This window comes from Microbacterium sp. ISL-103 (assembly GCF_018613995.1).
GTDB lineage: Bacteria > Actinomycetota > Actinomycetes > Actinomycetales > Microbacteriaceae > Microbacterium.
Window position 1 is genome coordinate 1 of sequence record NZ_JAGGPD010000308.1, and the last position, 6,631, is coordinate 6,631.

A 6,631-nucleotide genomic window follows, 5' to 3' on the forward strand; every position below is an offset into this window, starting at 1 on the left:
TATCTCTGAACCCGGCGCGCACATCTCGGTCCGCGCTGGACTGGGACGCCCGAACCCGGTCGACCGCACGACGGTGCGCGATCGTCATCACCCAGGTTCTTCCCTGTCCCTTGTTCGGAGCGAACTTCGTAGCGGATTGCCAGATCTCCAAGAAGACTTCCTGAAGCACCTCTTCGCTCTGAGAGCGGTTCACGAGAACGCGGAGGATGAGACCGAACACGCGAGACGAGAGCGTGTCGTACAGCTCCGCGAATGCGCGCTGGTCACCGTCGCCTATGCGTACGAGCAGGTCGGCGACAGCATCCCGAGCCGTACCGTCTTCGGGTACGTCCATTCCGTCGATGACCATCTCTAACAGCATGCCGTACTCACCCCGCTTTCCCGTGCAGCCACCACCCGAAAGTGACGGAAATGAGTCCTCTTAAGTGCAGGTGCTCGACGGGTGTTCGCAGCAGCCCCCCGAATCGGATTGGATTGGGCGCATCTGAAAAAAGTTCGACATTTCTCCCATCCGATCCCGAGCGGGCTCCGAACGACTGTCAACGCCACGGAGAGGCCGTGGCATTGTTCTGAAGGAGCTTGAGATGTTCAGCACCAAGAAGAAGGTCACCGCAGCGATCACCCTCGGCCTTGCGAGCGCATTCCTGCTCTCCGCATGTTCCATGGGTGGAACCACCGACGAGCCGGCAGAGTCGACGGCCCCGGAGTCGTCCGAGGAGACGATGGCTCCTGAGACGATGGATCCGGCCGCCAACCTGGTCGGCCCCGGCTGCGCCGCATACGCAGAAGCAGTGCCGGACGGCGCAGGTTCCGTCGAGGGCATGGCTCTCGACCCGGTAGCCACCGCAGCATCGAACAACCCGCTGCTCAAGACCCTGACCGCGGCTGTCAGCGGACAGCTGAACCCGGATGTCGACCTGGTCGACACCCTCAACGGTGACGAGTTCACCGTCTTCGCACCGGTCGACGACGCTTTCGCGAAGATCGACGCCGCCACCATCAAGGCACTCAAGACCGACAGCGCCACGCTGAGCTCGATCCTGACGTACCACGTGGTCCCCGGCCAGGTCTCGCCTGACGACCTCGTGGGCACGCACGCCACGGTCCAGGGTGCCGACCCCGAGGTCACCGGCAGCGGCGACGAGCTGATGGTCAACGACGCCAACGTCATCTGCGGTGGAGTGCAGACCGCGAACGCCACCGTGTACCTCATCGACTCGGTGCTGATGCCCCCGGCCGAGTAAGGCACGGGAACGCCGGGTCTGAGACTCGGTAAGCCGTCTCACCGCACTCGGGGGAGGTAGGTGGGACGGAGAAGGAGCCGCTGACGACCACGTCGTCAGCGGCTCCTTCTTTGCGCCCTAGACTGGAGGGGCGGGCCTCTAGCTCAGTTGGCAGAGCATCGGACTTTTAATCCGCGGGTCGTGGGTTCGAGCCCCACGGGGCCCACCGTTATCACCGCCGGCCAGATCCGGCCACCCCCTTCACTGCATCCGCACCGTGCGAGAGAGTCGTGGTGTTCCCATCCGGGACACCCATCCCCACGAAAGGACGCATCATGGCGACTCTCACCGACAGCCGAGTGGCATTCCTGGCGACAGACGGATTCGAGGACAGCGAGCTGACCAGTCCGTGGGAAGCGGTGCAGGGCGAGGGCGCGAGCGCCACGCTCATCGCACCGGACGGACAGCAGATCACCGGCAAGAACGGCCACGTCCAGCACGTGGACCTCACCTCCGAGGCTGCGAAGGCCGACGAGTTCGACGCTCTCGTGCTTCCAGGCGGCGTCGTGAACGCCGACCACCTGCGGCTCGACAAGGCATCGATCGACCTCGCCCGCTCGTTCTTCGAGCAGCACAAGCCCGTCGCTGTCATCTGCCACGGCGCGTGGATCCTGATCGAGGCCGGAGTCGTCGACGGGCGCACGCTCACCAGCTACCCGAGCCTCGCCACCGATCTCCGCAACGCCGGAGCGACCTGGGTCGACGAGGAGGTGGTGGTCGACGCCGGACTGGTCTCGAGCCGCACACCCGACGACCTTCCTGCTTTCAACGCGAAGCTGATCGAAGAGGTCGCCGAGGGAAAGCACGCCGAGCAGACCGCGTGATCTGAGGCATCCGGCGGTCCGGTGTCAGGCGCCAGCGCGCGCCCTGTGACGCCGGACCGCCGCCCGGTTCGCACAGCGCACCGAACAGAACCGCTGCCTGCCGTTGCGGGTCACATCGACGACGACATTCGTGCAGGGCGACGCCTCGCATCGGCCGAGTCGATCCATACCCCGGGTGACGAGGTGCAGCGACGTGCCGACCGCGAAGATCGCCCTCAGCACATAGGGCAGGGACTCCACGTCGTCACGGTAGTGCAGGTGCCACCCCTCTCCGTCGTGGTTCGTCAGGCGCGGATAGGCCGACGCCTCCGCCATCTGCGCGTTGAGGATCTTCGCCCGGATGCCCGGATCCGGCGCATCGACGATCCGCAGCCACTCGTCGACCACCTCGCGCACCCGCTCGTGATCATCGCGTGCCGTCGGGAAGGTCATCGTCATGCCCATCGCGAGCGTGCGCGCCTCGATTCCGGCACGATCGGCGGGAAAGTCGTCGGCGAGGGATGCCGCCAGCAGAACCGCGTACTCGCCGTAAGGGTTGAGATGCATAAGGCCATTACATCACGCTGAATACATGACCTCGTTGCACACCCTCCCGATCCCCTCTCAGACCGCACGGCCGCACGAGCACGCCTGGGTCGTCGACTCCCGGCATCCGACCAGCGAAGGGGTCGTCCTGTACGTCAGGTGCGTCGCCTGCGGCACGCATCGCGTCGACCTGCAGGCAGAGCCTCAGCGGCCTCCCACAGCGCTCAGCGCGGAGATCGCGGTATGACCGCCAGCCGAAGGACTCTCACGCCGTCAGCTCGATGAGCCTGCGCACCGTGCGGAGGTTGCGTGCGGTGCCGGCGACACCGAGCAGCCGGTCGAGCACCGCCTTGGTGAGCTTCGAGGTGTGCACCCCACCCTCGGCATAGTCGATCCACAGCTCGTCCCCCACGAGCGCGATCCGCTCGCCGGGCACGAGGCGCTCCTGCAACGCGTCGATCGCGCCGGCGGATGCCGCACCCTCGAGGAACATCGCGTGCAGCAGCTTGTCGGAGGCATCGATGAACGGCTGCGCCGCCAGCGAGCGCACCAGCTCGTCGTGAGCGCGATGGATCACCGGGGTGTCGACCCCGAACTCCGTCGAGATCACCGCGCGGACCTCGGCGCATGCGGCGGCAGGCTCGCCCGGATGCTCGCAGATGATGTTGCCGCTGGCGATGTAGGTCGACACCTCGCCCAGTGCAGGAGAGATCAGCTCGCGGAGCGCCGCCATGGGCACGCGATTGCGCCCCGAGACGTTCACCGCGCGCAGCAGCAGGACGCTGCGCGTCATACGGAGTCGCTCTCGACCAAGGTGGCGCCGGCATGGGCGAGCTCGGCGAGGGCCGCGGCGCTCGGCTCCGGTGCCACACCGGCGATCAGATCGGTGAAGACGCGCACCTGCACCCCGTGCTCGATCGCGTCGAGCGCCGATGCCCGCACGCAGTGGTCGGTCGCGATTCCCACGACGTCCGCGTTCAGGACCCCGGCGGCGGTGAGGATGGCGCCGACGCTCTCACCGGACTCGGTCGCCCCCTCGAACATCGAGTACGCCGGCCTCCCCTGACCTTTCTGCACGTGATGCGTGACGGCATCCGTCACCAGCAAGGGGTCGTACTCGGCGCCGGGCGTGCCCGCGACGCAGTGCTCGGGCCAGGTGCCGACGAAGTCCGGCGTCTCGGCGAAGTGGCCGCCGTTGTCGCCGTCCGAGTCATGCCAGTCTCGGGATGCGACGATCACCTGGTAGTCGCCCGCGTGGTCGGCGAGGAACGCGGATATCGCGGATGCCACGGCGTCACCGCCGGCCACGGCCAACGCGCCGCCCTCGGTGAAGTCGTTCTGCACATCGACGATCAGAAGCGCTCTACTCATGTTTCGAGCGTACGCCCGCGCACTTCGCATCTGTCGTGATCCGAATCGCAGAGAATGGCCGCAGGTCCACGCAGACACCGATGATCTCTGGCCAGATGTCCTAATCGTTGCGCCTCATCCACGCCTAGAGTGACCACGAACGAAGACACAACGTCTTCATACATAGTGAAAGGTGAGAACAGTGGCACGAAGAAAACTGGGGTTCGTGGCCTCGCTCCTGACCGTCGTCGTACTCGCAGCATCGATGGGCGCTCCCGCACAGGCAGAAGATGACACCTCGCTGGCCGAGCGGGCCTCCGAGACTGTCGAGGCGGCCGCGCCGGCATCCGACCTCGCAGAACCGGGCATCATCGACGGCGGGCAGGTGCTCACGAGAGTGAAAGACACCAGCGCGACCGTTCCGCTCTCGCCCGACGGCGACATCGTCGTCACGGTCGCAGGCGCGGACGGGACGCAGACCGCGAGGATCGCCCTTCCCGACGAGATCGCCGTGGGTTCGGGTGTCGTGACCGACGACGGAACCGTGGTCTACCCCGCCACCGACGGGTCGGCCGACGCCGTCGCGGTGCAGACCATGGCCGACGGCTCGACCCGCGTGCAGACCGTGATCGCGGACGCATCGAGCGCGCATGAATTCGGGTATCGGATGCAGGGCTATCGCCCGTACAAGAGCGACACCGGAGAAGTCGTGTTCGTCAACGCCGCCGGCGACTTCGTGAGTGTCGACGCGCCCTGGGCCGTGGATGCGAACGGCGCCAGCGTCGACACCTACTACGAAATCCACGGAAAGGAGCTCGTGCAGGTGGTCGAGGCAGACGAATCGACTGCCTACCCGATCGTCGCCGACCCGAGCTGGATCTGGTACGCGCCAGCCTGGGGCATGAAGCTCTCTCGCACCGAGACCTCACGGGTCAGAGACCTGAGTGCTGCCGGCTCGATGTGCGCGATCTTCGCTCGGGGTGCCCCCGGATTCACCGTCGCCTGCGGTGCATTCGCCGGCTACATGACCGTGCAGGCGAACCTCGCCCAGAGCGACAGCCCGAGGTCGTGCCTGTTCTTCACCGCGGCTCCCATTCCGGGAGTGATCTGGAGGATCAAGTGCTGAGCGTCGCGCGTTCAGAGGGACGTCGCTGATGTCGGAGGTGCAGCTCGCCACCGTCGCCTACGTCGCGACAGCGGCTCTCGCAGTGAGCGCCGGGCTGTCCTTCGGTGCACGCCCCACCGGCGCGGCACGGTGGCTGGGAGTCGCGGCGGGCGCGCTCATCGTCGGCGCGGTCACCGCGGGCGGTCTCGCGTTGGGGTCTCAGGCTCCGTGGGTCGGTCCGATGTTCGCGATCGTCACCGGTGCGACTGCCGTCCTGGTGGCCGCCTACACCCGTCGAGACGAGCCCGGATTCCGTTCTGAGCCCTTCTGGCGACGCGTGAGGACGGCGCTGAGCATCCGCCGCTGAGAGCGCCTGCTCGAAGAAACCAAAAGGCCCCGTGATCTTTTCAGATCACGGGGCCTGCTGGAGCCGCTTGTCAGAATCGAACTGACGACCTTTTCATTACGAGTGAAATGCTCTGCCGACTGAGCTAAAGCGGCGCGATCATCGATATTACCCGTTCCGGAGCCGCACCGCGAATCGAGCCCGACTCACTCGCAGCGGACGTCGCTCTCGGGCACGACGTCGTCGAGCAGGAACGCCTCGACGGCGTCATCGACGCACGTGTTTCCCTTGTTGTATCCCGTGTGTCCCTCGCCCACGCGGGTGATCAGCACACCCTCTTCGAGCTGGTCGGCGAGCGACTCCGACCATTCGTACGGCGTCGCCGGGTCGTTGGTCGTGCCGACCACGAGGATCGGCCCCGCACCCTCTGCGGTGATCTCACCACGGGTGCCGGTGGGCGGGTACGGCCACACCGAGCAGGAGTCGGGGCCGTTCCAGTAGGGCGCGATGGTGGGTGCACCGTCGGCGATCTTCTTCTCGGTCGCGGCCTCGGCGGCGGGGTCGTCCTCGACCGGGTAGTCCATGCAGTTGTATGCCCGGAAGGCCTCGCTCGAGTTGTCGATGTAGGCGCCGTTCTCGCGACCGTTGTAGAAGTCGGCCAGGAAGAAGGCCGTCGTCGGGTCGCCCTGCAGCGCCTCGTCGAAGGCCTGCGTCAGATACTGCCAGCTGTCGGCCGAGTAGAGCGCGGCGATGATCCCGGTCATCAGGGCATCGGCGCCCAGCATGCGTCCGTCACCGTTCTCGAGAGGGGCGGCATCGACGCTCGCGAGGAGTGCCCCGAGGTCGGCCATCGCTTCATCGACCGTGCCGTTGAACGGGCACGCGCCCGAGTCGAGGCAGTCCTGCATGTAGGCGCGGAGTGCGGATTCGAATCCGAGTGCCTGCGTCGCCCCCACGTCGAGACCCGAGACCGCGGGGTCGATGGCCCCATCGAGCACCAGCCGGCCGGCCTTCTCGGGGTAGAGGCTCGCATAGGTCGCACCGAGGAACGTGCCGTACGAGTAGCCGCGGTAGTTCAGCTGCGTGTCGCCGAGCACCGCACGGATCAGGTCCATGTCGCGAGCCGAGTTGATGGTCGTGATGTACGGCAGGATGCCGTTGCTGTTCGCCTCGCACGCGTCGGCGCACGACTGGTGCG

The 6,631-nt window shown here is 66.5% G+C and carries 10 protein-coding genes and 2 tRNA genes; 6 read left to right on the forward strand and 6 right to left on the reverse strand.

Annotated elements, in window-relative coordinates; translation table 11 throughout:
* The coding region (locus tag J7E68_RS11805) for a sigma factor (protein WP_285225288.1) at positions 1–361 on the reverse strand (361 nt) is incomplete at its 3' end.
* Between the two features lie 223 nt (positions 362–584).
* Between J7E68_RS11805 and J7E68_RS11810 the strand changes: the two genes are divergently transcribed.
* From J7E68_RS11810 to J7E68_RS11820, 3 genes are all read left to right on the forward strand, one after another.
* Positions 585–1,244, forward strand: a complete 660-nt coding sequence (locus J7E68_RS11810; RefSeq protein WP_215172810.1) for a fasciclin domain-containing protein — start codon at positions 585–587, stop codon at positions 1,242–1,244.
* A 132-nt stretch (positions 1,245–1,376) separates the two neighbouring features.
* Positions 1,377–1,449: transfer RNA gene (locus J7E68_RS11815), tRNA-Lys, on the forward strand.
* Between the two features lie 109 nt (positions 1,450–1,558).
* Positions 1,559–2,107, forward strand: a complete 549-nt coding sequence (locus J7E68_RS11820) for a type 1 glutamine amidotransferase domain-containing protein (protein WP_215172812.1) — start codon at positions 1,559–1,561, stop codon at positions 2,105–2,107.
* Between the two features lie 24 nt (positions 2,108–2,131).
* On the opposite strand, the gene J7E68_RS11825 is transcribed toward J7E68_RS11820, so the two are convergent.
* Positions 2,132–2,653, reverse strand: coding sequence for a CGNR zinc finger domain-containing protein (locus J7E68_RS11825; RefSeq protein WP_215172814.1), 522 nt, complete (start codon positions 2,651–2,653; stop codon positions 2,132–2,134).
* A 25-nt stretch (positions 2,654–2,678) separates the two neighbouring features.
* Between J7E68_RS11825 and J7E68_RS11830 the strand changes: the two genes are divergently transcribed.
* Positions 2,679–2,879: a hypothetical protein gene (locus tag J7E68_RS11830; protein WP_215172816.1), complete on the forward strand. Its 201-nt coding sequence runs from the start codon at positions 2,679–2,681 to the stop codon at positions 2,877–2,879.
* 18 nt (positions 2,880–2,897) lie between these two features.
* On the opposite strand, the gene J7E68_RS11835 is transcribed toward J7E68_RS11830, so the two are convergent.
* Both J7E68_RS11835 and J7E68_RS11840 read right to left on the reverse strand, forming a co-directional pair.
* Complete coding sequence (locus tag J7E68_RS11835) at positions 2,898–3,425, reverse strand: DUF1697 domain-containing protein (RefSeq protein WP_215172818.1); 528 nt, start codon at positions 3,423–3,425, stop codon at positions 2,898–2,900.
* Positions 3,422–4,003, reverse strand: coding sequence for an isochorismatase family protein (locus J7E68_RS11840; protein WP_215172820.1), 582 nt, complete (start codon positions 4,001–4,003; stop codon positions 3,422–3,424). Before J7E68_RS11840 ends, J7E68_RS11835 begins: the two co-directional genes overlap by 4 nt.
* 181 nt (positions 4,004–4,184) lie before the next feature.
* Here J7E68_RS11840 and J7E68_RS11845 point away from each other — a divergent pair, with 181 nt between their 5' ends.
* Together J7E68_RS11845 and J7E68_RS11850 are read left to right on the forward strand one after the other, a co-directional pair.
* Complete coding sequence (locus J7E68_RS11845; RefSeq protein WP_215172821.1) at positions 4,185–5,108, forward strand: hypothetical protein; 924 nt, start codon at positions 4,185–4,187, stop codon at positions 5,106–5,108.
* 28 nt (positions 5,109–5,136) lie between these two features.
* Entirely contained in the window at positions 5,137–5,454 is a 318-nt protein-coding gene (locus J7E68_RS11850; RefSeq protein WP_215172822.1) for a hypothetical protein, read from the forward strand.
* A gap of 58 nt (positions 5,455–5,512) precedes the next feature.
* Here the strand turns inward: J7E68_RS11850 and J7E68_RS11855 are convergent.
* Together J7E68_RS11855 and J7E68_RS11860 are read right to left on the reverse strand one after the other, a co-directional pair.
* Positions 5,513–5,588, reverse strand: a tRNA-Thr gene (locus tag J7E68_RS11855).
* 51 nt (positions 5,589–5,639) lie between these two features.
* On the reverse strand, positions 5,640–6,631 hold a 992-nt coding region (locus J7E68_RS11860), incomplete at its 5' end, for an alpha/beta hydrolase (RefSeq protein WP_215172823.1).

What these genes read in the sequence shown, in the direction of transcription:
- J7E68_RS11840 (WP_215172820.1), bottom strand. Translation starts at nt 4,003, where the DNA reads ATGAGTAGAGCGCTTCTGATCGTCGATGTGCAGAACGACTTCACCGAG.
- J7E68_RS11820 (WP_215172812.1), top strand. Translation starts at nt 1,559, where the DNA reads ATGGCGACTCTCACCGACAGCCGAGTGGCATTCCTGGCGACAGACGGA.
- J7E68_RS11825 (WP_215172814.1), bottom strand. Translation starts at nt 2,653, where the DNA reads ATGCATCTCAACCCTTACGGCGAGTACGCGGTTCTGCTGGCGGCATCC.
- J7E68_RS11810 (WP_215172810.1), top strand. Translation starts at nt 585, where the DNA reads ATGTTCAGCACCAAGAAGAAGGTCACCGCAGCGATCACCCTCGGCCTT.
- J7E68_RS11835 (WP_215172818.1), bottom strand. Translation starts at nt 3,425, where the DNA reads ATGACGCGCAGCGTCCTGCTGCTGCGCGCGGTGAACGTCTCGGGGCGC.
- J7E68_RS11850 (WP_215172822.1), top strand. Translation starts at nt 5,137, where the DNA reads ATGTCGGAGGTGCAGCTCGCCACCGTCGCCTACGTCGCGACAGCGGCT.
- J7E68_RS11830 (WP_215172816.1), top strand. Translation starts at nt 2,679, where the DNA reads ATGACCTCGTTGCACACCCTCCCGATCCCCTCTCAGACCGCACGGCCG.